The sequence below is a fragment of the Halobacillus campisalis genome, assembly GCF_030345335.1.
GTDB classification, from domain to species: Bacteria; Bacillota; Bacilli; order Bacillales; family Halobacillaceae; genus Halobacillus_A; species Halobacillus_A campisalis.
On the sequence record NZ_JAPVRC010000014.1, the window covers coordinates 1 to 22,371 of the forward strand.

Below are 22,371 nucleotides of genomic sequence, written 5' to 3' on the forward strand. Positions count from 1 at the left end.
TGACGTACTGGTTGGTTCGTTCAGTTTTCAAAGATCAAATGTTGTTTGCCGCTTCAAAACAGCGACTTAATTAATATATCACGGTGTAAGTTTTAAGTCAACAACTTTTTTCCGTTTAATTATTAATGATGTGTTTCGTTTGCCGCCCGCTCTTTATGCGACGCTTATTAATATATCACGCATCCAAGGGCACATCAAGACTTTATTAATTAAAAGTTTTTTCTGACATTTGTTCATTAAAAAACAACTCCCTTCCTAATGGAAAGAGACCGTCAGGAAGGGAGTTTGAGCTTTTTATTATTTGTTTCTCATTTGTGGGAAAAGGAGAACATCACGTATCGAAGCTGAGTTTGTTAACAGCATGACGAGACGATCGACTCCTATACCTAAGCCCCCTGTTGGCGGCATTCCGTATTCCAGGGACTCCAGGAAATCGTCGTCCATCAGATGTGCTTCGTCATTTCCTTCTTCGCGTTCTTTCAATTGACCTTCAAAACGTTCACGTTGATCTATCGGATCATTAAGCTCAGAGAATGCGTTAGCATGTTCTCTTCCTACAATGAATAACTCAAAGCGGTCAGTAAACCGGGCATCTTCCGGATTCTTTTTCGCTAGAGGTGAAATTTCGATAGGGTGGCCATACACAAAAGTAGGCTGGATTAGTTTCTCTTCTACCTTTTGCTCAAAAAATTCATTCACGATATGACCAAATGTCATAGTTTCCTGAATCTCGATGCCGTGATCTTTAGCGAGAGCTTTCGCTTCTTCATCACTCATCTCTTTCCAGAAATCTACACCAGTGTACTCTTTGACCGCATCAACCATATGGAGACGTGTCCACTCAGGCTCTAGATCGATTTCCTGATCATCATACTGTACTTTTGCCGTACCAAGGACCTCTTTAGCAATATGAGCAATCAAATGCTCAGTCAAGCTCATGATATCGTGGTAATCTGCATAGGCTTCATACAGCTCGATCATTGTAAACTCAGGGTTATGACGTGTGGAAATTCCTTCATTACGGAAAACTCGTCCAATTTCATACACCTTTTCCATGCCCCCGACGATCAGCCGCTTCAAGTGAAGCTCAATCGCAATCCTCATATAGAGTTCCATATCCAGAGCGTTATGGTGAGTGACAAAAGGACGTGCAGACGCTCCGCCAGGGATGCTGTGCATCATTGGAGTTTCTACTTCTAAGAAACCAAGGTTATCTAAGTACCTGCGCATGGATTGAATGATCTTACTGCGCATCACAAAAGTATCTCGGCTTTCAGGATTAGTGATTAAATCCAAATAACGCTGACGATAGCGCTGCTCAACATCTTTCAAACCGTGGAACTTCTCAGGTAAAGGACGAAGAGATTTCGTTAAAATCTCGAATTCATTCGCTTTTACAGAAAGTTCTCCTACATTCGTTTTAAACATTTCTCCCGTTACTCCAACGATATCTCCAATATCTGCTGATTTGAAGATTTCGTAAGCCTCTTCTCCAATTGCATCTTTACGAACATACAATTGAATTTGCCCGCTTAAATCCTGGACATGCGCAAAGCCGGCTTTACCTTTTCCTCGCTTCGTCATAATTCGACCAGCAATAGTGGCAGGAATCTGCTTCTCCTCTAACTCTTCTTTAGTAAATTCATCATATTGAGCAGTCAATTCTTCAGCTAAAGCTGTTCGTTCGAATTTACTTCCAAAAGGATCGAGTCCCTTCTCACGATATGAATTCAACTTCTCCCGTCTCACCTGCATTTGGTCATTGAGTTCTTCGGACATGATCATCACTCCATTCTTATAAAAGTTTTTATATAAAACGCTGGTTCCGAAAATAAAAACTGCCAGCAGACCACTGGCAGTATTCTAACTATCGTTTAGTATAGAAAAGTCCTTCATAGGTGTCAACGGCCAGCTCGCTTATGATACCTTCATGCTCTCTTCTACATAGTCAAAGAATTCATACAGAATTCCGAGCATTACTTCTCTAGTTTCCACTGCATTGATGCAATTACGTAGAAGACCGTTGTCTTTTAGACCTTTTACATACCATAATGTGTGCTTACGCACCTCTATGATCGCTACTCAATTCCCCTATCACTGAACATTTCGGTACAAACTAACTATCTCCAAATTCTTTAACCGTCAGGCAAAAGTTAAATTACAAGCACCGGTCACTGATCCAATACGACCTGGTTCGAAAATTCGACATCCTCCATTGAAACATGACTCATCCCTTAAAAGTAGTATTAGTCTCAAACCTTTATGCTACATGACTATATAAAAATGATTGCTGTCAGTCTCGCTTCCAAATCCGAACGTTTTCCAGTTCATCCTTCGGCATTCGGGCCACAATTTCCTGCGCCTGTTGATTGACCGATGTAATATGGACGCCGGGATTCAATTCTGCTAAAGGTACCATCACAAATGCTCTTTCATGCATATGGGGGTGCGGGATTGTTAAACGGTCATCTTTAATATTTTCTTGATTATAGAGTAAAATGTCAAGGTCTATTGTTCTCGGCCCCCATTTAACCACTCGTTTTCTCCCTAATTCCCGTTCAATGCCCTGACAGTAATCAAGCAGGTCCAGAGGACTGAGCTCCGTTTCTGCCTCAACTACCATATTTAAAAAGTCATTTTGATCCGTATATCCGACAGGGGCGGTCTCATAGATTTCTGATTGAAGGGTGATTATAATTTCTTTGTGCCGTTTCAATTCTTCAATAGCGTCGACTAAGTACTGGTGACGTTCATCTAAATTTGATCCTAATGCAATATAGACCTTAGTCATCTTTTCGACTCCTGTATATATCGATAGCCACTGATTTATAATGTCCGGGAATCGGAGGGTCGGGCTTAGTGACTTTAACACGACAAGCATCTAATAAATGAAATTGCTGAAGCAGCTCGCCAGCCAGATTCTCAGCTACCGTTTCAACTAAATTCTTCGGCTCGCCTTCAACTATAGATTTAGCCGCTTCGTAAACATCCCCATAATTGATCGACTTGTCCATATCGTCTGATTCACCTGCTGGTTTTAAATCAAGTTCCAACTCCAGGTCCACATAAAATCTCTGCCCTAATTTATTTTCCTCAGGAAAAAGCCCGTGATACCCCCAAAATTCCATTCCATTTAAGTTGATTTGATCCATTTATATTGTCCTCCCTATCATGGCATCCATCATTTTAGTCATACGGGTGATCGCTTTAACATCGTGCACCCTTACGATGTGGACACCTTTCGCTATACCTAGACAAACCGTTGCTCCTGTCCCTTCCATTCGCTCCTCTACAGGCAGATCAAGAACTTTCCCTATAAAAGACTTCCGTGACGTGCCTAATAATAAAGGGTAGCCTAACTCCTGAAACTGATCGAGTTCTCTCATTACAAGTAAATTATCTTCTGCAGTCTTTGCAAATCCTACCCCAGGATCAAGGATAATATGTTCATCCTGGACTCCTGCTTGCTTAGCGATCTCAATGCTTTCGCGCAAATCCTGTTTCATATCTGGAATCAACGAGTTGTAATCTTTATTATTCCGATTATGCATTAAGATAATCGGAACATTATGACGCGCGGCCACTTTTGCGATGTCAGGGTCTGCTTTTGCTCCCCATACATCATTGATGATCTCTGCCCCGGCTTCAATTGCCTTTTCTGCCACATCCGACTTGAACGTATCAATAGAAATAGGGATTGAAATTCGTTCTTTGAGGGCATCAATGACAGGCAGGACTCTATCCAGTTCCTCTTTTGCAGAAACGGGCTTATGACCAGGTCGGGTAGATTCTCCGCCGATATCAATAATATGCGCCCCATCCTTTTCCATTTGCACAGCCTGCTCAACAGCCGCCTCCAAATGTGTAAATCTTCCTCCATCTGAAAAAGAATCCGGAGTGATATTTAAAATTCCCATCACTACACTTTCTTCTTCCAATCTATACGTTTTACTTTGAGTCACTAGTTTAAAACACATAAAAATCCTCTTTTCGCACAATGATTATTTCCTTATTTTACACCATCCTCCCTTTAAAAAACAAAAAAAGCCGTGCCCTTATAAGAGCACGGCCTTTCTTTATCTCATTATTCTTCTTCGAATTGGTAAAGAGGTGTCGACAAGTATCTTTCTCCATTACTAGGAATGATCGCTACCACTTTTTTACCTTTTCCTAATTCCTTAGCTATCTTTTTAGCCGCGTGGATGGCAGCACCTGAAGAAACTCCTCCAAGAATTCCGTCTTTTCTGGCTGCCTCACGAGCAGCCGCGTAGGCTTCTTCTGTAGACACTTGCTCAACTGCATCATAAATTTCTGTATTCAGAATTCCCGGTACGAATCCAGCACCGATGCCCTGGATTTTATGAGGACCAGGATCTCCGCCGGATAGGACCGGGGAAGCGTCCGGTTCCACAGCGTAAATTTTAATTTCTGGATACTTTTCTTTTAGAACTTTACCAGCCCCGGTAATGGTTCCACCTGTACCGATTCCTGATACAAAAGCATCCAGCTGATCGCCCATTTGTTCAACGATTTCAGGACCTGTCGTTTTTTCGTGTACAGCCACGTTCGCCTGATTATTGAACTGCTGAGGCATATAGTAACCATGCTGCGTTTGCAGCTCTGAAGCTTTTTTGATTGCGCCCTTCATACCATCCGCACCTGGCGTTAGTACAAGCTCTGCTCCATAAGCACGGAGTAAGTTCCGACGCTCCTGGCTCATCGTATCCGGCATGACAAGCACTGTACGATAACCTTTAGAGGCAGCGATCATAGCAAGACCAATTCCTGTATTCCCACTTGTCGGCTCAACGATCGTATCTCCATCTTTCAAGTCACCAGATTCTTCGGCAGCTTCAATCATAGATAAAGCGATACGGTCTTTAACAGAGCTTCCCGGGTTCATAAATTCCAATTTCAAATAAATGTCCGCACTGTTTTCATCTGCGCTTTTGTTCAGTTTCACCATAGGGGTTTGCCCTACTAATTCACTTACATTATTAGCTATTCTCATCATTTCACTCCTAAAACCAAGTATTTTTATAGGATTTAACTCTAATGTACGCAATCAGGACAATATTGTCAAACGATTCTTTCTATTTAAAACGTTTCCCCGACAAAAGAAGAGCGAAACAAGTGGGGACTGGATTCGCTCTTCGGAGAATGGGTTATTTTATTGCTGTGAGCTCGATTGCAGCTCTTTTAAATCTTTTTCATCAAAGTTATAGGCTTCGTTGCAGAAATGGCATTTCGCCTCTGCGCCTTGATCTTCTTCAATCATTCGTTGTATTTCTTCGTCTCCGAGGCTTGAAATTGCCATTTCCACTCGCTCTCTTGAACAATGACAATTGAACTCTACAGGCATAGTATCAAGAATTTTCAGTTGATCCTTGCCGACAAGAGCTTCCAATATCTCTTCGGGTGATTTACCGTCACGGACCATTGTTGAAATCGGCGGGATTTCCGTTAACCGTTTTTCTATGGCACTCGTTGTTTCATCATCAGCTCCAGGCATCATTTGAATAATGAAACCGCCTGCTGCAAGAATGGTATGGTCTGTATTTACGAGCACCCCTGCTCCTACTGCAGAAGGCACTTGCTCTGAATTTGCAAAATAGTACGTGAAATCTTCGCTGATTTCACCGGATACGATCGGCACTTGCCCTGTAAAATGATCTCTCATCCCTAAATCCTTTACAATGCTGAGAGTTCCGCTTGTACCTACCGCTTGAGCTACATCCAATTTTCCTTGGTCGTTTAAATCAAAATCGACATGAGGATTTTTCAAGTAGCCCCGCACCTGCCCTTTAGAGTTCGCATCAGCGATGATCGCTCCGATAGGTCCATCACCTTCTACTTTTACCGTAAGTTTATCTTCTCCTTTCAGCATAGCACCCATCATTGTGCTGATCGTAAGAGTACGACCTAATGCTGCAGATGCTGTAGCCCAGGAGTCCTGTCTTCTTCTAGCTTCTTCCACAGTTTCAGTTGATTGGATAGCATAGGCACGAACTTGACCTTCATACCCGATAGCACGCACTAAATAGTCTGACATAAATCATCCTTCTCCTTTGAATGCTTGATTATCTTTGTTGTTTTGATATATTTTGTTCAACCCTTTTAACGTCAAATAAGGATCCACCACATCAATTGTTCTGGACTCATCCGCAATCAGTGTAGATAACCCTCCAGTAGCAATGACTGTCGGAGTTGAACTCGAGTTCTCTTTCATTCTCCGAACCACTTCATCGACTTGACCGACATATCCATAATATACACCAGATTGCATAGCTTCAACCGTGGAAGAGCCTATTACATTATCCGGGTTCTTGATTTCGATCTTTGGAAGCTTAGCTGCTTTAGCATATAAGGCTTCCATTGAAATATTGATCCCGGGCGCAATCGCTCCTCCTACATACTCCCCGTTTTCATTTACATAGCAATAGGTAGTAGCTGTACCAAAATCTATGATGACGAGGGGTGTACCATATTCTTCAATCGCTCCTACGGCGTTTACAATCCGGTCCGCACCAATCTCATTAGGATGAGGATATTTCATAGCCAGCCCGGCATCAACTTTATGCTCACCGATAATCATCGGAGACTTCTTAAAATAGTAACGGGACATCCGCTCAAGAGAAAACATGATAGGAGGTACAACAGAAGAAATAATGACTCCGTCTATATCTTGAAAAGATAAACCCTCATGCTCGAACAAGGACTTGATCAGCATTCCATACTCATCTTCGGTTTTATATCGATCTGTTTTAATTCGCCATTGATAGTTCAATTCATTGTTGTCGAAAACGCCCAGCACTGTATTTGTGTTTCCCACATCAAGTACAAAAATCATACATAGAGCCCCCTGTTTCATTTCCTTCGGCTTCCATCATATCACATGTGAGTGTAACGATGGGAAACCAAACGCTTGGTTCAGGAAAGGTAATAGCAGCCCCAACAGCATTTTCAAATGTGACTACCCCAGGAAAAATTAAGGGCTATACTTGTCTTGAGTCACGTTTATTAAAACACTTAAAAATCAATAAAACCACTCTGAACTCCCGCTGGTTTCTCAACCATCCAAGTGTAAAAGTTATGGAAGCTTTCGTGATGATGGATCCATCTAATGGGCCTGCCCATGATGTAAAACCAAAAAAAGGCTGTCCATAAAAGTCTGTTTTTAGACTTTTAGGACAACCCCTTTTAATCATTCATTACGTGCGTTTATTGTCGTCTGACTCGTCCTTATCCTCTTTTTGAGAATCCGGAGTTTTTTCTTCTGAATCTTTATCTTTACTTGCAGACGACTCATTTTCGTTATTTTCATCTTTCGCTTTCATATTGACACGTACAAGATTATCGTTGTTCTCTTGACGCTCATCAATTTCTTTTTGTTCCTGTTGATTAGCTTTAAGCTGCTTATTGTTTTCAATAGCAATTTCTTCAAGCTCTTCGTCCGTCGGCAGGCGTCCTTTATTGAAAAGAGATTCAATTTGAGTAGCATCCAGCGTTTCCACTTCTAACAGTGTATTTGCTACTAGCTCAAGCTTATCTTTGTTTTCAGTCAGGATTTCCTTCGCACGAGCATAGCTGTCCGTGATGAACTTCTGTACTTCTGTATCAATATCGTAAGCGATCTGATCACTGTAATTTTGTTCGTTTTGAATATCGCGGCCTAAGAAAACTTGTCCGCCGGAATTTTGACCGAATTGAAGCGGTCCGAGCTTCTCACTCATTCCATATTCAGTCACCATCTTACGAGCGATGGACGTGGCACGCTGGAAGTCATTGTGAGCACCAGTCGATACTTCGCCGAACATGATCTCCTCAGCTACACGGCCACCGAGTAAACCGGTGATCTTATCAAGCAATTCTGGTTTTGTCATGAAGTAACGATCTTCACGAGGAAGCATGACTGCGTATCCGCCTGCTTGTCCACGTGGAACGATGGTCACTTTATGAACCATATCTGCATCGTCAAGTACCATACCGATGATCGTATGACCACTCTCGTGGTGCGCCACGATATTGCGTTCTTTCTTCGATATGACACGACTCTTCTTCGCAGGTCCTGCAATGACACGGTCAATGGCTTCATCCACATGTTCCATTTCAATGCTCTTACTGTCAGAACGCGCAGCAACTAGCGCCGCTTCGTTCAGCAAGTTCTCAAGATCCGCTCCTGAAAAACCAGGTGTACGAAGAGCGATCGTTTTAAGATCGACATTATCAGATAGAGGTTTATCTCTAGCATGAACTCCAAGCACAGCTTGACGTCCTTTCACATCTGGACGGTCCACAGTGATTTGACGGTCGAAACGTCCCGGACGCAATAAGGCCGGGTCAAGAATATCAGGACGGTTAGTTGCGGCAATCATAATGATTCCTTCATTAGCACCGAAACCATCCATTTCTACAAGAAGCTGGTTCAGCGTCTGTTCACGTTCATCGTGACCTCCGCCTAAACCTGCGCCACGCTGACGTCCTACAGCATCGATCTCATCGATAAAGATGATACATGGAGCGTTCTTTTTCGCATTTTCGAAAAGGTCACGTACACGAGAGGCACCGACACCTACGAACATTTCCACGAAGTCTGAACCACTGATGGAGAAGAACGGTACGCCTGCTTCTCCGGCGACAGCTCTCGCAAGTAGTGTCTTACCTGTACCTGGTGGTCCTACAAGCAGAACCCCTTTAGGAATACGGGCACCAACAGCTGAGAATTTACGAGGGTCTTTCAGGAAGTCAACGACCTCCACAAGCTCTTGTTTCTCCTCATCTGCACCTGCCACGTCTTTGAAACGAACTTTCTTCTTCTCTTCGCTGTACATCTTAGCTTTACTCTTACCAAAGTTCATGACACGACTACCGCCGCCCTGAGCCTGGTTAAGTAAGAAGATGAACAGGATGAATATAATTACAAAAGGAATAATGGATGTCAGTACAGTCACCCAAACACTCGGCTGCTCTTCTTCTTCAACGGTTAAAATACTTTGTTCTTGAGCCAGCTGGCTCACGTCTGTAACAATTTGATCGTTAGCAGGAATTTTTGCTGTGAATTGTTCTCCTTCTTCACTTCCAGCTTCGGAACCTGTGATACGAATTACTCCATTGACAGGCTGCATCGTCATTTCTTCGATTTCACCGTTGTTCAATTTATCGTAAAATTCGTTCACATTCAATGTTTGTTCTGGCTCACCTTGACCTCTGAATAGACCGACTACGCCGATTACTACGAGGAAGATCAGTAAGTAAAATATGGTGTTACGAAATATCCGGTTCATTGCCTACCTCCTCCCAAGCGAGAAAAACTATAGTAAATGTTATCACACGAAAAACGGAACACACAACTAATTAACCTTGCGATTGACACGTTTCTAGAAAGTCCTAGTAATGATTGCATCAGCCACCATACACTTCTGGTTTCAGCACACCGATATACGGCAGATTACGGTACTTTTCATTATAATCCAAACCGTAGCCCACAACGAATTCGTCAGGAACTTCAAAACCGATCGTATCCGCTTTGATATGGGAAGTTCTGCCTTCCGGCTTATCCAGTAATGTTACAATTTTGATCGATTTAGCTTTACGGTACTTAAATAAGTCCACTAAATAACTCAAAGTCAATCCACTATCAATGATATCCTCGACGATGATCAAATCTCTGCCTTCCACTTGCGTATCAAGGTCTTTGACGATCTTAACCTCACCTGTCGACCTCATACCGCCATCGTAACTGGAAACGTCCATAAAATCCATTTCCAGGTGCGTTTCCATTCGCTTTAAAAGATCTCCCATGAAAGGCATTGCCCCTTTTAGGACACCGATAGCCAAAGGAAAGCGACCATCATATTCTTTTGTGAGCTGCTCTCCCAGCTCCTTACATTTCTGTTGAATCTCATCTTCAGAAATTAAGATCTTCTCAATTTCGTTGTGCATGAAAGCTCCTCCTACGTACTCTGTTATTTTTTATATTGTAATCGAAGCCATGTACCAGAAGGGTCGCCAGTACATCCCTCACCTTTTTTCAAACCAGCCAGCCATAGGATCCGGCCCTCTTGATCCGTTACAAGAGGCCATGTGTCACGCAATTGTGCAGGGATCTTTTCATCGATAAAAATATCTTTTACCTTCTTGGACCCATTCATTCCTCTAAGTATCATTCGATCACCAGGTTTTCGAGTACGTACGATCAGCGGCAAGGTTACGTGATTAGAATCACAAACGTAGACATGTTTACCTTGCTCACTGAAGCACTCTCCCGCTTCTAATGAGATAATTGAACCATCAGGAAGTGAAACTTGCTGCCCTATGTAAAGTGTTTTTGAAAACGCCGAATTTCCTTTAGTTGATGAAAAAGTAAAAGTGATTTCATCATAAGCACGAATTACTTTTAACCCCTGTGGAAAATCCAGACTTGCGTTTGGTTTTTGCTCTTGTAAAAGGTGAAAAAACATCTCTTCATGTAAATAAGAGATCTCTTCAATTTGATTACCATACAGATAGTTTAATATTAGATGAAAGGACTTCCTTTGTAAAGCAAGGGGATACTTTTGAAAAGATGATTTTAAAAACTGCGCAGATCCGCCTTTCCCATCCGATAAAACCACTTGATCAAGCACTCGTTTTGCTTCATTTTCAATAAAAGTTCGGTCTTCTGTCACACGTTCACTCATATGCTGCATATGTTCATGCAGTTTAGGATTCATCGATTTCATAAATGGCATGATATGTTGACGAACCGAATTCCTCGTGTAATCCGTCTGTTCGTTAGACGGATCGAAACGGGGCTGCAGCTTATGACTCGAACAATAATCAATCAGATCCTGCTTTTCTAAACATAGAAATGGCCGGATTATGGAGCCGGTCGCAAATGGACGCTTTACAGGCATGCCATGAATGGATTCAGGCATTACGCTTCTAGTGAATTGCATCAGCATAGTTTCTGCCTGATCATCTCCATGATGCCCAAATGCCAGCTTGTCAGCATTTACTTCTTCCATCACCCGGGCAAAAAATTGATACCTCAGCTCACGGGCAGCTTCCTGTGTCCCCAAACCGTTCGCCTTCTTATACGAGGACACATCTACTGACGTCCCCTTAAATTCAATATTCCATTGGTGTGCCAAGGATTCCACGTACTCCAAGTCCTGTTTCGATTCGTCTCCCCGCAGACCATGGTCGACCGAGGCGACAATCAGTTTTAGATTATCATGACGTTTCAAATGATGAAAATAATGAAGGAGAGCAAGGGAATCAGGCCCGCCAGATACCGCAAGAACAACTGTATCATGCGTCTGGATGAGATTATGTTTTTTTATGAATGTATTCACGGCTCTCAAAAGACTGCTCTCCCCCTTCACATCTCCACTCATCGTATCACTGTAGTCATGCCAATAGCAACGTATTCACTTACAGCCACAAGTTCCAGGCGGAAATGCCGTAGAAGGCAAGCACAATGGCGCTCACACCAATCATTTCTCCCCACTCTGAAGCATCGGTCTGCACACTTTTTCGTGAAGAACGTTTGGGAGGCTGAGCCCTTTTCATCAACACTTGCCCAAGAGCTTCCTTCATTTCTGTGGCAGAATGGTATTTTCCTCTCCAGCATTCTGCGATGATTTTTTTATATTCGGACGGCAAAGGAGCCGATTTGAGTTTGTCCTGCAACGTTTTTTTAGGATCTTTTTGCGCATCGAACCGATTCGGGTAAACCGTCTCCATCATGATCATCGTAACAGCAAAAAGATCATACAAAGGGTCGGCGCGACGGGACCCATAGCCCCAGTATCCACGGTCATAAAATTCGGTATACTCTTTGATCGCGCGTCCGATCGCCGTGACTCCTCCTACATCAATCCATTGGACTTTGGAGTCGGCGACTAACAGATTATCCGTTTTCAAATCTCCAAATACGTAGCCGGAACGATGCAGATGCTCTAAATCACTTAATAGCTGCATCGCACATATCCCGACCCACTCTTTCTTTTTCCCTTTAAGAAATACAGAAAAAGGCTGACCTTCAATGAATTCCATCACATAAAAAGGATACGTCTCGTTGTTGACGATCCAATCGTCAACATCAACAAAAGAAGGCCCAAGCTTCACTCCCTGGACCTTACTGAATTTCTTAAGCATATTCACTTCAAGCATAAGCCTGGAGCTTTCGGTCCCTACTTTCAGTGCATATAACACTCCATTCTTTTGACACAGATAAACAACTCCGCACGCCCCTTCTCCCAATTTTCGAACGACGTGATAGACATGGTGGCCCCATTTTCCGCGGATTGTCGTTCCAGCAGCTAAATTAAAATCCGGTTTCTTCATAAGGATCCACAACCCCCTGCTCGTCTCTCACTATCGCTTTCTTTGAAAACGCGTAGAGAGCTTCTTTCAATGCTGGACCCGTCGGCGTGTAGCCCCCACTAGACAGCTTCTGGAAAATTCCATGCATTGCGCTCAATTCTGATGTCCATGCCACTTTTTGTGTAATTGTATGTTTTGAATCCGGAAATGAATATACACTAAACTCATTAGACCCTGTGCGCGCATTTAAACTCAGTGATAAATCCGCCAGAGCCTCTTTAACTGTAGGAAGCTTATGGTGCATACTCGCGCTTGAATCAACGAGGACAAGCACTTCCAACTGACAAGTTTCTCCTAGATCATCAACGATCTCCACTACTTCTCCTCGTTGTTCAGGCGGGAGCTCTTCGATAGTTTTACGTTCTCCCAAAATGTGCTGAAGTTCTTGATTAATCACACCTTGAATCGTTTGATTCATAGCTTGCTTCGTCACCATCTGAACCGTTTCTGATAGATTCTTCTGGTAGACAATCTGGCTGACGCCCCCTCCAGCATCGGCGATAGCCTCTACCTCCTGCAGTCCTTGTGGTTCCCCCCTCTGCTGATCATCGAGTACTCCGATCACATTGACAGTGACCCCCTGATTTCTAGCTAATGCCGCTACAGCTACAGGATCCTCTCCGTAGTTGGAGCAACCATCCGTCAATAATAAGATTTGTTTTAAACGACCTGCTTTCATCGAATTTCCCTCCTCATTTCTTACGACCATTTTCGCCGAAAATGAAAAGGAATATACCTTACGCGAGGTTTTGTTTTTTTAGAAACGGAATGGCTGACCATTCGGGCATATAATGATCGATGCGAGCCACGAGTACGGTCATGTCATCATGAATATCACCTGATTTTGTACGGATGACTTCATCCAATAATATATCTGCCATTAATTGTGGATCGTCCACATTAATTTCGCGGATTTTTCTCTTAATCCACATTTCCACGTTTTCTACGTGTTTTGGCCCTTCGAGTATCCCGTCACTGACCATTATTAAGAGATCTCCGGCTTTAAGCTGCTCGCTCGTTGTATCAACATCTACATCCTCGATGATGCCCATAGGTAAATTACTCGATTCCACTGAATATATTTGATCTCCCCGTTTGATGAAGCTTGGGGTGCTTCCTATTTTTATAAACTTAGACGTGGCAAAGTGAAGATCTATGATAGCCAAGTCTAACGTTGAAAAAATTTCATCGTTGCTCCGTAACGCCAGAATCGAGTTAATCGATTGAATCGCTACGGATTCCTGGATGCCCGATTGCAGAATCTGCTTCAATAATCGCAGAGTCTCTACACTTTCCTCATGAGCACGTTCCCCGTTGCCCATTCCATCACTGATCGCAAGGGCATATTTCCCCCGACCCAGTTCCATCATCGAGTAACTGTCACCTGAAATAAATCCTCCTCCTTTGGCAGCATGAGCTACCCCTGATTCAATCGTGTAATGTTTGGCCGAACCAAATGTCATGAGACAGCGTCCATTCGGATAAGGTGAGATATCCTCCATCGTCACGACAATCGTTTCTTGTAAAATATCAGATAATAGCGGTGCTATTAATTTTTCTCCTTCCCCTCTATATTGATCAATCTCGATTACTACTTCCAAATCGATATTCCCCGTATCAAGCGTATATATTTCAAGCTTGGCCACGTTTATACCAAGCCTCTCTAACGCCTCATGAATGATTCTTTCTTTTTGTTCGTGGTGCTCCCGTTCCTTTACAATCTCCTTTGCAAAATTATTCATGACTTCAGAAACACCATGGAGCTGCTGTGCGACGAAGCGACGACTCTCCTGGACTTGCTGCTTCAGCTGTTTATTCGCATGATAGAATGAAAGTTCCTGCTTCATCGTATCCACCACTTTTTGGGATTTTACGCAGTACTGATCCAGGCTATTACGCATAACTCTCCCTACATCCCCCTTTTGATCGATGTCTTCCATCAAATCTGTCATTAAATTATGCGTTTCATCAAACTGGTTAATCCAGCACTTCTCCTTTCTAAAACAAGCCTGGCACGTCTTTTCGGTGACATGGCTTAAAAAATAATCCACCTCCTGCGTATTATCTTCCTCCTGTTTGCTCAAACCATTATGATGGAAACTCTTAGCCAGCGCTTCGAACACATCTGAAAATTTCCCTACACGCACCGCCGTAACGTCTCTAACCTTTTGTAAATACTTCTGCTGCTCCTGACCATGTTCATCCGTCCCAGGCACGAAGCGCGACAGCCTCTTCACCCAGCGATCCGGCGTCAAAAAGAACAGAATGATAGCAAAAAGAGATGCCGTCAATGATGCCGACATACTCCCTCCTGTGTACACCCCCATTAGAATGGTACTTACAAAAAGTCCAGCGCTCACCCCAAGTTTATTGCCCTCTCTTAATAATCCTCCCAGTAAGCCGGAAAAGGCCAGCAAACTCATCTGATAAAGGTGTTCAACTTGGGACAAGCTTAAAACGAGGCCGGTGACCACCCCCACCGTCGACCCGATGGCCGCTCCAGCAATATAGGCAAGTAAGACGACGAGGTAACGGGCAAAAACATCGACCATAGCCACCCCTTGAAATTCAAAACCGATCATCCCCGTCAAAACGGAGGCCAACAATATGATGAAACAAACGATTTCTTCATTTTTTAATGTAGGATGATAACGTTGTGGTGATAAAAGCGGTAAACTTTGCATAAATATGAGAACAAGGATAAAGGTGAGGATCCCCTCGGCTGCGAGCAGAAAGATCTCGTATAACTGCCAGCGATCTAAAAAAGCCAGACTCAAGGTTCTCGGAATCATACTCGCGACAGCCGCCATGACCGGCAGCCATTTCTGAGGCTGATTCAACCGATTCAATAATCCACTTAATAGGAGAATTGAAACGGCGGCCCCCGCGATAAACCCAGCGTGCCCATAGCTATATGTGGATGCCCCTACAGCCATCATCACCGTAGCCGGAATCATCAGTGGACGTTTGAACCACCAGATCACAGCCAGGAACGCAACACCAAACGGGGCCATAGATGATAAAATCACAGCTCGTCCAAGTAATAAACTAAGAGCCATATGAAAGACACCTTTATTCGCTAAAAACGTAAACGCGTTTAAAGCCATTCTCTCTATCCCCCGATTAAACGAAATTTCTCTCCACATAGCCTGTCTACTTGCTCGCTTCATTACAGTCCCCAACATAATCTTCATCACTCCTTTATTAGTAAACTCATTAAACCATACGAAAGCGAATCATTTTGTCAAAACAACAGAAGAAGAACAACAAAAACTTCGATCAATTTCCTACATTGTGAGTCATATTCTACAAATTCACCCCCACCCACTACGTCACTCAACCAAAATATCCAAAAATACCCTATCGAAATTAACAGAGTAAACACATAATATTTTTTATTGTTGACATGTTTTTTTTCATAGTGTACTATAAATCTTGTGCCTAAAAGGCAAACCACATGGCGGTGTAGCTCAGCTGGCTAGAGCGTACGGTTCATACCCGTGAGGTCGGGGGTTCGATCCCCTCCGCCGCTACTAACAAGTGCTGAAGGGGCTTGCTCAGATACGAAACGTACAAGGCAGGCGCTGCAATGTTCCCGAACTTTGGAACATGGAAGTGACTGACTTATATCGCGAGTATCTAGCCCCTGATGCCGGATAAACAAGTGCTGAATGGCTTTGACAGATGCGAAACGCATAAGACAAGCATTAAATTACATACTAGGCCCGTTGGTCAAGTGGTTAAGACACCGCCCTTTCACGGCGGTATCACGGGTTCGAATCCCGTACGGGTCACTCACAAAAAAACAGGGCGGTTCTAAAAGTCTAAAAATGACTTTTGGAACCGCCCTGTTTTTTTGTATGTATTTCTTTGTTAAATCCCTGAGTTTTATATATGTTCCCTTGTCAAAAAGATTGGTTTTGTTATTTTTGCTTAGAGAAATGAGGTCTTAGAAATGGATTACTTTCCGTGGGGATGACGGCTAGCCTCCTCGAGCTAAAGCTCTCCGGTGTCTTGCCTGTCTATCCATTCCCGCAGGAGTCTCACCATTTCTAAGACCCTATTACCATGATGTGAAGAACAAAACCCATATTCTCTATTTTTAAGAGAGAATTAATCACCATATTAAAATTACAAACTCAATACGTCAATAATGTGAGAGTTTTAAATCATTCGTTCATTAATTATAATTGGGTAGTTTTAGGAATAGGCAAGACTCCTAGCGTAGAAAGCGAAAGCCCTTTGTTCACCTGGGTAGGAACTGGACTGAGCGGGAGAAGGGGCTAGGCGAGATCCCGGAGGGCGTAGCCCGAGGGAGCTTGCCAGGTCCCCCGCAGGAAAGTGAGTTGTCTCCCAACCATCACAAAGTTTTATAACGTAACGAACCCCTACCCTCTTGGACCCCAAAGCATGACAGAAACGCCCACCAGACATATCCCAGCCCCAAGCCAGTCATAAAAATCAGGCGTTTCCCTATCTATACCCCACCCCCAAACCACAGACATTATAATAAAAACGCCACCATAAGCAGCATACACCCGTCCGAACGTAGGAAAGGCTTGAAATGTCGCAATGATTCCATATGCAGTTAACAGGAGAGCACCTGACACACCTAAATAAAAAGGCTTTCCATCTCGCAGCCACAGCCAAATGAGATAGCCTCCTCCAATTTCAGCTAATCCAGCTAATAAAAACAAAAAAATAGACGACATGCTCAGCCTCCTGTCCTTATAAAAAAAACAGACCTGCTATTTAAGCAGGTCTGCTTCTATATAAACGCGCATCTTTTACTCATTGTCCTAGACAGCAAGCTATCCTCTTTTAGCACCTCGACCTCCACGTTTGGTCTCAGTCTGCTTTTTCAGTGATGCAAGGCGGTCTTCGCTGTCCTTAAGAAAGTTGTTCATCTTCTGTTCGAATGACTCAACAGGTTTACGAGGTTTCTTAGGCGCAGTACGACGACCATAATTTTCTTTTGCTTTTTTGATGGACAAACCAATCTTTCCATCATCTCCAACATTAATGACTTTTACCTCTACCTCGTCGCCTTGGCTTAGGTGTTCATTAATATCTTTGACATAGTTGTCGGCAACTTCACTAATGTGAACGAGACCTGTCTTGCCGTCCGGGAGCTCAACAAATGCTCCGAAATTAGTGATACCAGTTACCTTACCCTGTAGCTTGCTGCCTACTTCAATTGACATAAAAAAAATGCTCCTCCTTAGAATTCGATAAAAATATCCTTCTTACCTATTATATATATGCTTTGAAAAGGGTGTCAATACGAAGGGTCCTCATTTGGCATTTTAAATATGATTTCTCCATCTTTTGAGAAGAAATAATTCGATCGCGCAATCTGCAGAACATAATCTTCATTATTGAGCAGCTCAATCTCCTCTTTCAAGTTCTTTTCTTCTTTAACTAGTGTATCCATCTCTGTCTGCAATTGTTTGTACTCTTCGACTTTTTCTGCATGTAAAGAGCGCTGTTGAAAATGGTACACGGCCATTGAACCTGCAACAATTGCAATTAAAAGGCAAAATAGCATAATCCGACGTACCAAACGTTTCTTTTTCTTCGCATGACGTTCCATGTGTGCATCGTAATTTTTCATGTATGTAGAATCCATGCGAGTTACCGATGATTTGTCTGCCATTGGCGTTAGGCCCCCTTTTTAATCGTTTGCAGCTCAGGCAAATCTTATTCCTATGCACTATTCTTTTTTGCTGCCTGTCCAATTCTTGATTATATTCTTTATTGTAACGTAAAATCCTCCTATTTTGTGTAAGAATTTTTTCGTATTTATCGGTAATAGCTTCCAAACGATACGAAAAATGAACAAAAAAGGAGAGAAAGCAACAATAAACACTATATAAATACCCTTATAAAGAACTCGATAAACTAAAAAAAGAACATTTTTCGATAAAACCACCACTGCCATTAGAGGCCAAACGACAAGCACATTAAATAGGCGCTTCATAAAGCGTAAAATACGGAGGATGACGCGGATCCAAAACTCCAGCCATCTATGGTATAGCTCTTGCAGCAGAGCACGATAAGCCGCATATCCACAAAGCAGGGCGACAGCTATATAAACTCTCATTTCCCCGTAATTGACCTTATATAATATATAAAAAAGAAAAGCAGCCTGAGTGATCCAAAAGGCAGACTGCCAGACAAACTCAAGCCAGCTTTTTTTGTTGCGTTTATAAAACAGACGCTCGAATGTATCTGCGGCCATTCCTATATATATTCCACCCGCTATCATCGAAATCATGGTCATAAATTGAGTCGTCAGGGTCATTTGAACAGCTTGCTAAACAACCCTTTAGCCTTCTCCCCGTGGTTTTCGTCCAAATACGTCATCTCAAACACACGGCCTTTGATTGACACTTCACCGTCGTCCACATTTAAATTTTTCATTTGCAGATTTTCGCCGCGGATGACTAGATACCCCATACTCGTCTGCAGTAGAAATTCCTCACTATCGAAGCTGTCCACTTCTTTTACTCCTGTAATTTCCAGAGTTTTTCGATTTAATATTCTCATATTATGTTCAGGTTGGTTATTCTGACTTTGACTGCGGCCATTTATATTCTTATCGAAACTATCCATTTTCACAGCCTCCTTCTCTAGTACAAGCTATGAAAAAAGAAGCCCGAATAGAACGAAAACCACTACTTTACCAAGCAGTGGTTTACCAATTATTTATTAACAGGCTCTTCCTTCTTGATTTCGTACAAAGTGGCAGCCTCATCTTTTTTCACGTTTTCTCTTAACGACTTCACTTCAAGAGTCAAAATCTTCTGCCCGAATTGTATCGTCAGAACATCACCGACGGCCACCTTTGTTGCCGCTTTACTCGGTGTACCATTGATGTTAATTCTTCCTTGATCCGCCACTTCTTTTGCTAACGTGCGACGCTTGATCAAACGGGATATTTTCAAGAATTTATCCAATCTCATTCTTTATTGTCCTCCTTCTCCTGTTTAGCATTGACCCATAATTCTTCCAGCTCTTCTAAAGAATAGTCAGCCAAGTCACGATCAACCTTCGAAGCCTGAGTTTCCATCGAAGAGAATCGATCTCTGAATTTCTGATTCGTTCGCTGCAGGGCAGTTTCCCCGTTAATTTTATAATGACGGGCTGCGTTGGCAATTGCAAATAACCAGTCTCCAAACTCTTTTTCCATTTCTTCTGTATCCTGATTTTTTTTCGCTTCTAAAAATTCCTGCCATTCTTCTTCAACCTTTGCTAATACTAATTCGACGTCGTCCCAGTCAAATCCTACTTTAGCTGCTTTCTTTTGTAAATCTTCAGCCTGGAGCAGTGCAGGAAAGCTGGCAGGAACACCATCCAATAGTGAATTTGGAGCTCCTCCTTTTTCCTGCTTTTTAATGTCATCCCAGTTACTCAAGACATCATCCGAATTTTCGACGTGAACGTCACCGAACACGTGAGGGTGACGGCGGATCATTTTATCCGTAACCGACTGAATCACATCATTCACTGAGAAGAATCCGTCATCTTCCCCGATTTGACTGTGAAGCATGACTTGAAGAAGCACATCGCCAAGCTCTTCCACCATATGGTCGTCATCCTTGCGATTAACAGCATCGATAAACTCATAGGCCTCTTCTATTAAATACTTCCTAAGAGATTCATGTGTTTGTTTTTGATCCCATGGACAGCCACCAGGACCACGCAGATCCCGGATCACTTCCCTGAGACGGAAAAATTGGTGGTTGAGCTGTCCCTTTTCCGCAGGAGGGATGTACACACTCGTCAAGTTATTCAAGTCGACTGCACGATCCAGTTCTTCTAAAGGCACGGTTACCAGTCTCTCCTCCTTGCTCCCGGCAGCCGAGACGATCGTAACATCATAATCAGCAGGTAAATCCTCTAACAGGACAAGCTTTACCTCCGAAGCCATCATCGCATCATATACCTGACAAAATACGAGGTGGTTCCGAAGCTGCAGTTCACTTCTTTCAAACGAAGTCGCGTCTATGAATTGGAACCCTTCAATCGGATCGATGTGCAGTGAATTAAACAAATCATCCAAATAACTTTGTCCACCTTTTATCTCTACATTCACGTCTTCACGGTCGAGCAATAACTGGACTGTACGCTCGGCAAGCATAGGGTGCCCTGGCACAACGTACGTCACATCTTGATCATTTGCAGCTGTCACAAGACCCGTGACGATCGCTTTATAAACATCGTCAAACTGATCGAATGCCTCATACGTTTCATCAAAGCTCTCAAAGGTCAGTCCCTCTTTTTGCAATTCCGAAATCACGGGATGATCCAATGTCCGCGCGTATATGACATCCGATAGTGAAGTTAATTCCTTATATACACCCAAAGAAAGCTGATCAAGATCCCCAGCTCCAAGACCGTAAATTTTAATAGTATTCATACATTCCTTCCTCCCGGTATTAATTTAACGAGCCAGTCTCCAAAAGGGAGCGGCTCTAATTCCTTTTGTTGTAGTGCCCCTAAGCGAATGAGAAGAATAAGGTAGATAGCCGCTCCAAGCGCTATAATAACCAGTGCATAAACGAGTAAAGCAAGCCGACCGTCTATTTCCGCTCTCAGCGCCTCGATTGCGAACAGGACGGCTGCCATGCTCACAGCTGCTCCTATAGTTGCAAACCATGGAAGACGTGCCCACTCTTTCAGCGAAAAGTCGGTATGAAGCAAAAGAACGTGACAAAGCACGACGAACGCGACGGCTACAACAGATGCTGCCGCAGCACCGTACATTCCAAACTCCCCTACCCACCACACGTTTAAGAGGTATTTCATGACTACTGCCCCAATGATAACGAAGGCGGTATGCACCACCTTTTCTAATCCTTGAAGGACAGAAGACATCGTTATTGCCAGAGAGCTGAATAAGATAACAATCATTAATATACGTAAGTATCCTGTTCCGTCTGCATTTTGAAAAAACAGCTCATTGACGAGGGGAAAAAGGGTGATGAGCCCGGCAGCTGCTCCAACAGCTATCAAAAAGCTGTACTTGACTGCTCCAAAAATATACTGGTGGACCTGGTCCGGGTTTTTGTCTTTGCGTTTCCTTGTAACAGAAGGCACAAGCGCAAGGGCAAGTGAGGATGCCAGCACTGTTCCAAGCTGGATGAGCGGCTGGCCGCGGTCAAACACTCCCTTTGTTCCTTTCGCATCCTCCGGTATGTAACCGACTTCTACTAATTGGGGGACAATCGTTAGCGAATCGACGAGCTGAATGAGGAGCAACAGCATATAGTTCAAACAGATAAACAACCCATAAAAAAAGATCGTTTTTGAAAACGAAATAGCGGGCAAAGGGGCAGCCCCTTGTTCAAATCTTGAATGTCGACGCCATAAGACCAACAAAACAATTGAAGCCGTAATCGTGCCTAGAATTGAAGATAAAGCTCCGCCGACGCCAATTTGATAAATATCCCCTATCCGGGTTACATAGAGGGCAGTACCAATGATCATGACCACTCGAACCAATTGTTCGGCCACCTGTGAAACAGCTGTAGGTTCCATACGTCCCTGCCCCTGGAATACTCCGCGGATTAAGGAGGTGACGGGCAGCAGCAGAAATACAAAAAACGCGGCCTGCAAAGAAGGAGTAAGGGCTTCATCTCCCATGACACGCGCAAGGTGATGAGCCTGCGTGAATCCGAACAAAAAGATGGCTCCGCAAATGCCAAGCAGCCAAGTAAAAGCTGGTATGTAAAAAGAACGAAGTGTCAGTGTAACCCCCTGGTCCTTTAACTCGGAAACGAGTTTTGAAATGGCGACCGGAAATCCATAAAGAGCGAGCATCATCGCCATGCCTAAAATTGGGTAGACTTGCTGATAAATATAGAATCCGATGTCACCGGCGATATTTTGTAAAGGTATGCGATAGCCCGCACTTAATACTTTACCGATCAAGCCTGATAAAGTGAGCAGGAACGCACCTTTGATTAACCGATGTGACGAGTGAGTATGATCCATAGT

General features: G+C 43.3%; 22 protein-coding genes and 2 tRNA genes. 3 read left to right on the forward strand and 21 right to left on the reverse strand.

What is annotated here, in order from left to right:
• Nucleotides 1-297: 297 nt before the first annotated feature.
• The 7 genes from lysS to O2Q26_RS18120 form a co-directional block, all read right to left on the reverse strand.
• Nucleotides 298-1,779, reverse strand: a complete 1,482-nt coding sequence (gene lysS, locus O2Q26_RS18090; RefSeq protein ID WP_289217187.1) for a lysine--tRNA ligase — start codon at nt 1,777-1,779, stop codon at nt 298-300.
• A 514-nt stretch (nt 1,780-2,293) separates the two neighbouring features.
• Nucleotides 2,294-2,791, reverse strand: coding sequence for a 2-amino-4-hydroxy-6-hydroxymethyldihydropteridine diphosphokinase (folK, locus tag O2Q26_RS18095; RefSeq protein WP_289217188.1), 498 nt, complete (start codon nt 2,789-2,791; stop codon nt 2,294-2,296).
• A complete protein-coding gene (folB, locus tag O2Q26_RS18100; protein ID WP_289217189.1) occupies nt 2,784-3,152 on the reverse strand; it encodes a dihydroneopterin aldolase in 369 nt (122 codons plus the stop codon). The genes folK and folB overlap by 8 nt, the downstream gene beginning before the upstream one ends.
• A complete protein-coding gene (gene folP, locus O2Q26_RS18105; protein ID WP_289217190.1) occupies nt 3,153-3,977 on the reverse strand; it encodes a dihydropteroate synthase in 825 nt (274 codons plus the stop codon). It lies immediately after the preceding gene.
• A gap of 107 nt (nt 3,978-4,084) precedes the next feature.
• Nucleotides 4,085-5,014, reverse strand: coding sequence for a cysteine synthase A (gene cysK / locus O2Q26_RS18110; RefSeq protein WP_289217191.1), 930 nt, complete (start codon nt 5,012-5,014; stop codon nt 4,085-4,087).
• 156 nt (nt 5,015-5,170) lie between these two features.
• Nucleotides 5,171-6,052: an Hsp33 family molecular chaperone HslO gene (hslO, locus tag O2Q26_RS18115; protein WP_289217192.1), complete on the reverse strand. Its 882-nt coding sequence runs from the start codon at nt 6,050-6,052 to the stop codon at nt 5,171-5,173.
• Between the two features lie 3 nt (nt 6,053-6,055).
• On the reverse strand, nt 6,056-6,850 hold the full coding sequence (locus tag O2Q26_RS18120) for a type III pantothenate kinase (RefSeq protein WP_289217193.1): 795 nt from the start codon (nt 6,848-6,850) through the stop codon (nt 6,056-6,058).
• 59 nt (nt 6,851-6,909) lie between these two features.
• Between O2Q26_RS18120 and O2Q26_RS18125 the strand changes: the two genes are divergently transcribed.
• Nucleotides 6,910-7,167 carry a hypothetical protein gene (locus O2Q26_RS18125; RefSeq protein ID WP_289217194.1) on the forward strand — a complete coding sequence of 86 codons (258 nt, stop codon included), beginning with the start codon at nt 6,910-6,912 and terminating at the stop codon, nt 7,165-7,167.
• A 44-nt stretch (nt 7,168-7,211) separates the two neighbouring features.
• Here O2Q26_RS18125 and ftsH read toward each other — a convergent pair whose 3' ends face one another.
• The 6 genes from ftsH to spoIIE all read right to left on the reverse strand — a co-directional run bounded on the left by ftsH (nt 7,212) and on the right by spoIIE (nt 15,554).
• Nucleotides 7,212-9,284 (reverse strand): ATP-dependent zinc metalloprotease FtsH, encoded by a 2,073-nt coding sequence (gene ftsH / locus O2Q26_RS18130; RefSeq protein ID WP_289217195.1) that lies wholly within the window; start codon nt 9,282-9,284, stop codon nt 7,212-7,214.
• Nucleotides 9,285-9,402: 118 nt separating this feature from the next.
• A complete protein-coding gene (gene hpt / locus O2Q26_RS18135) occupies nt 9,403-9,942 on the reverse strand; it encodes a hypoxanthine phosphoribosyltransferase (protein ID WP_253936125.1) in 540 nt (179 codons plus the stop codon).
• 23 nt (nt 9,943-9,965) lie between these two features.
• The gene (tilS, locus tag O2Q26_RS18140; protein WP_289217225.1) at nt 9,966-11,336 is read right to left on the reverse strand and encodes a tRNA lysidine(34) synthetase TilS; all 1,371 of its coding nucleotides are present in this window, start codon (nt 11,334-11,336) and stop codon (nt 9,966-9,968) included.
• Between the two features lie 79 nt (nt 11,337-11,415).
• A complete protein-coding gene (gene prkT, locus O2Q26_RS18145; RefSeq protein WP_289217196.1) occupies nt 11,416-12,330 on the reverse strand; it encodes a serine/threonine protein kinase PrkT in 915 nt (304 codons plus the stop codon).
• A complete protein-coding gene (locus O2Q26_RS18150) occupies nt 12,311-13,048 on the reverse strand; it encodes a VWA domain-containing protein (protein ID WP_390216793.1) in 738 nt (245 codons plus the stop codon). Before O2Q26_RS18150 ends, prkT begins: the two co-directional genes overlap by 20 nt.
• Before the next feature lie 58 nt (nt 13,049-13,106).
• Nucleotides 13,107-15,554, reverse strand: a complete 2,448-nt coding sequence (gene spoIIE, locus O2Q26_RS18155) for a stage II sporulation protein E (protein ID WP_289217198.1) — start codon at nt 15,552-15,554, stop codon at nt 13,107-13,109.
• Between the two features lie 274 nt (nt 15,555-15,828).
• On the opposite strand from spoIIE, the gene O2Q26_RS18160 reads away from it, so the two are divergent.
• Nucleotides 15,829-15,902: transfer RNA gene (locus O2Q26_RS18160), tRNA-Met, on the forward strand.
• A gap of 189 nt (nt 15,903-16,091) precedes the next feature.
• A tRNA-Glu gene (locus O2Q26_RS18165) sits at nt 16,092-16,163 on the forward strand.
• 594 nt (nt 16,164-16,757) lie between these two features.
• On the opposite strand, the gene O2Q26_RS18170 is transcribed toward O2Q26_RS18165, so the two are convergent.
• The 8 genes from O2Q26_RS18170 to O2Q26_RS18205 form a co-directional block, all read right to left on the reverse strand.
• Complete coding sequence (locus O2Q26_RS18170; RefSeq protein WP_289217199.1) at nt 16,758-17,081, reverse strand: YnfA family protein; 324 nt, start codon at nt 17,079-17,081, stop codon at nt 16,758-16,760.
• 99 nt (nt 17,082-17,180) lie between these two features.
• Nucleotides 17,181-17,573 carry a S1 domain-containing RNA-binding protein gene (locus tag O2Q26_RS18175; protein ID WP_253936120.1) on the reverse strand — a complete coding sequence of 131 codons (393 nt, stop codon included), beginning with the start codon at nt 17,571-17,573 and terminating at the stop codon, nt 17,181-17,183.
• Nucleotides 17,574-17,647: 74 nt separating this feature from the next.
• Nucleotides 17,648-18,025, reverse strand: a complete 378-nt coding sequence (locus O2Q26_RS18180; protein ID WP_289217200.1) for an FtsB family cell division protein — start codon at nt 18,023-18,025, stop codon at nt 17,648-17,650.
• Nucleotides 18,026-18,082: 57 nt separating this feature from the next.
• Nucleotides 18,083-18,673, reverse strand: coding sequence for a spore cortex biosynthesis protein YabQ (gene yabQ, locus O2Q26_RS18185; protein WP_289217201.1), 591 nt, complete (start codon nt 18,671-18,673; stop codon nt 18,083-18,085).
• Nucleotides 18,670-18,984: a sporulation protein YabP gene (gene yabP, locus O2Q26_RS18190; RefSeq protein ID WP_289217202.1), complete on the reverse strand. Its 315-nt coding sequence runs from the start codon at nt 18,982-18,984 to the stop codon at nt 18,670-18,672. Before yabP ends, yabQ begins: the two co-directional genes overlap by 4 nt.
• Before the next feature lie 89 nt (nt 18,985-19,073).
• Nucleotides 19,074-19,334: an RNA-binding S4 domain-containing protein gene (locus tag O2Q26_RS18195; protein ID WP_289217203.1), complete on the reverse strand. Its 261-nt coding sequence runs from the start codon at nt 19,332-19,334 to the stop codon at nt 19,074-19,076.
• Nucleotides 19,331-20,791 carry a bifunctional methyltransferase/pyrophosphohydrolase YabN gene (yabN, locus tag O2Q26_RS18200; RefSeq protein WP_289217204.1) on the reverse strand — a complete coding sequence of 487 codons (1,461 nt, stop codon included), beginning with the start codon at nt 20,789-20,791 and terminating at the stop codon, nt 19,331-19,333. Before yabN ends, O2Q26_RS18195 begins: the two co-directional genes overlap by 4 nt.
• The gene (locus tag O2Q26_RS18205) at nt 20,788-22,368 is read right to left on the reverse strand and encodes a putative polysaccharide biosynthesis protein (protein WP_289217205.1); all 1,581 of its coding nucleotides are present in this window, start codon (nt 22,366-22,368) and stop codon (nt 20,788-20,790) included. The genes yabN and O2Q26_RS18205 overlap by 4 nt, the downstream gene beginning before the upstream one ends.
• Nucleotides 22,369-22,371 lie beyond the last annotated feature (3 nt).

Bases quoted from the DNA above. Each gene is read 5' to 3' on its own strand.
- folP (WP_289217190.1), bottom strand. From the start codon at position 3,977: ATGTGTTTTAAACTAGTGACTCAAAGTAAAACGTATAGATTGGAAGAA.
- O2Q26_RS18180 (WP_289217200.1), bottom strand. From the start codon at position 18,025: ATGGCAGACAAATCATCGGTAACTCGCATGGATTCTACATACATGAAA.
- O2Q26_RS18125 (WP_289217194.1), top strand. From the start codon at position 6,910: ATGGGAAACCAAACGCTTGGTTCAGGAAAGGTAATAGCAGCCCCAACA.
- hpt (WP_253936125.1), bottom strand. From the start codon at position 9,942: ATGCACAACGAAATTGAGAAGATCTTAATTTCTGAAGATGAGATTCAA.
- spoIIE (WP_289217198.1), bottom strand. From the start codon at position 15,554: ATGTTGGGGACTGTAATGAAGCGAGCAAGTAGACAGGCTATGTGGAGA.
- yabQ (WP_289217201.1), bottom strand. From the start codon at position 18,673: ATGACCCTGACGACTCAATTTATGACCATGATTTCGATGATAGCGGGT.
- prkT (WP_289217196.1), bottom strand. From the start codon at position 12,330: ATGAAGAAACCGGATTTTAATTTAGCTGCTGGAACGACAATCCGCGGA.
- O2Q26_RS18175 (WP_253936120.1), bottom strand. From the start codon at position 17,573: ATGTCAATTGAAGTAGGCAGCAAGCTACAGGGTAAGGTAACTGGTATC.
- yabP (WP_289217202.1), bottom strand. From the start codon at position 18,984: ATGGATAGTTTCGATAAGAATATAAATGGCCGCAGTCAAAGTCAGAAT.
- cysK (WP_289217191.1), bottom strand. From the start codon at position 5,014: ATGATGAGAATAGCTAATAATGTAAGTGAATTAGTAGGGCAAACCCCT.
- folK (WP_289217188.1), bottom strand. From the start codon at position 2,791: ATGACTAAGGTCTATATTGCATTAGGATCAAATTTAGATGAACGTCAC.
- folB (WP_289217189.1), bottom strand. From the start codon at position 3,152: ATGGATCAAATCAACTTAAATGGAATGGAATTTTGGGGGTATCACGGG.
- O2Q26_RS18170 (WP_289217199.1), bottom strand. From the start codon at position 17,081: ATGTCGTCTATTTTTTTGTTTTTATTAGCTGGATTAGCTGAAATTGGA.
- O2Q26_RS18120 (WP_289217193.1), bottom strand. From the start codon at position 6,850: ATGATTTTTGTACTTGATGTGGGAAACACAAATACAGTGCTGGGCGTT.
- yabN (WP_289217204.1), bottom strand. From the start codon at position 20,791: ATGAATACTATTAAAATTTACGGTCTTGGAGCTGGGGATCTTGATCAG.
- O2Q26_RS18195 (WP_289217203.1), bottom strand. From the start codon at position 19,334: ATGAGATTGGATAAATTCTTGAAAATATCCCGTTTGATCAAGCGTCGC.
- lysS (WP_289217187.1), bottom strand. From the start codon at position 1,779: ATGTCCGAAGAACTCAATGACCAAATGCAGGTGAGACGGGAGAAGTTG.
- O2Q26_RS18150 (WP_390216793.1), bottom strand. From the start codon at position 13,048: ATGAAAGCAGGTCGTTTAAAACAAATCTTATTATTGACGGATGGTTGC.
- hslO (WP_289217192.1), bottom strand. From the start codon at position 6,052: ATGTCAGACTATTTAGTGCGTGCTATCGGGTATGAAGGTCAAGTTCGT.
- ftsH (WP_289217195.1), bottom strand. From the start codon at position 9,284: ATGAACCGGATATTTCGTAACACCATATTTTACTTACTGATCTTCCTC.
- O2Q26_RS18205 (WP_289217205.1), bottom strand. From the start codon at position 22,368: ATGGATCATACTCACTCGTCACATCGGTTAATCAAAGGTGCGTTCCTG.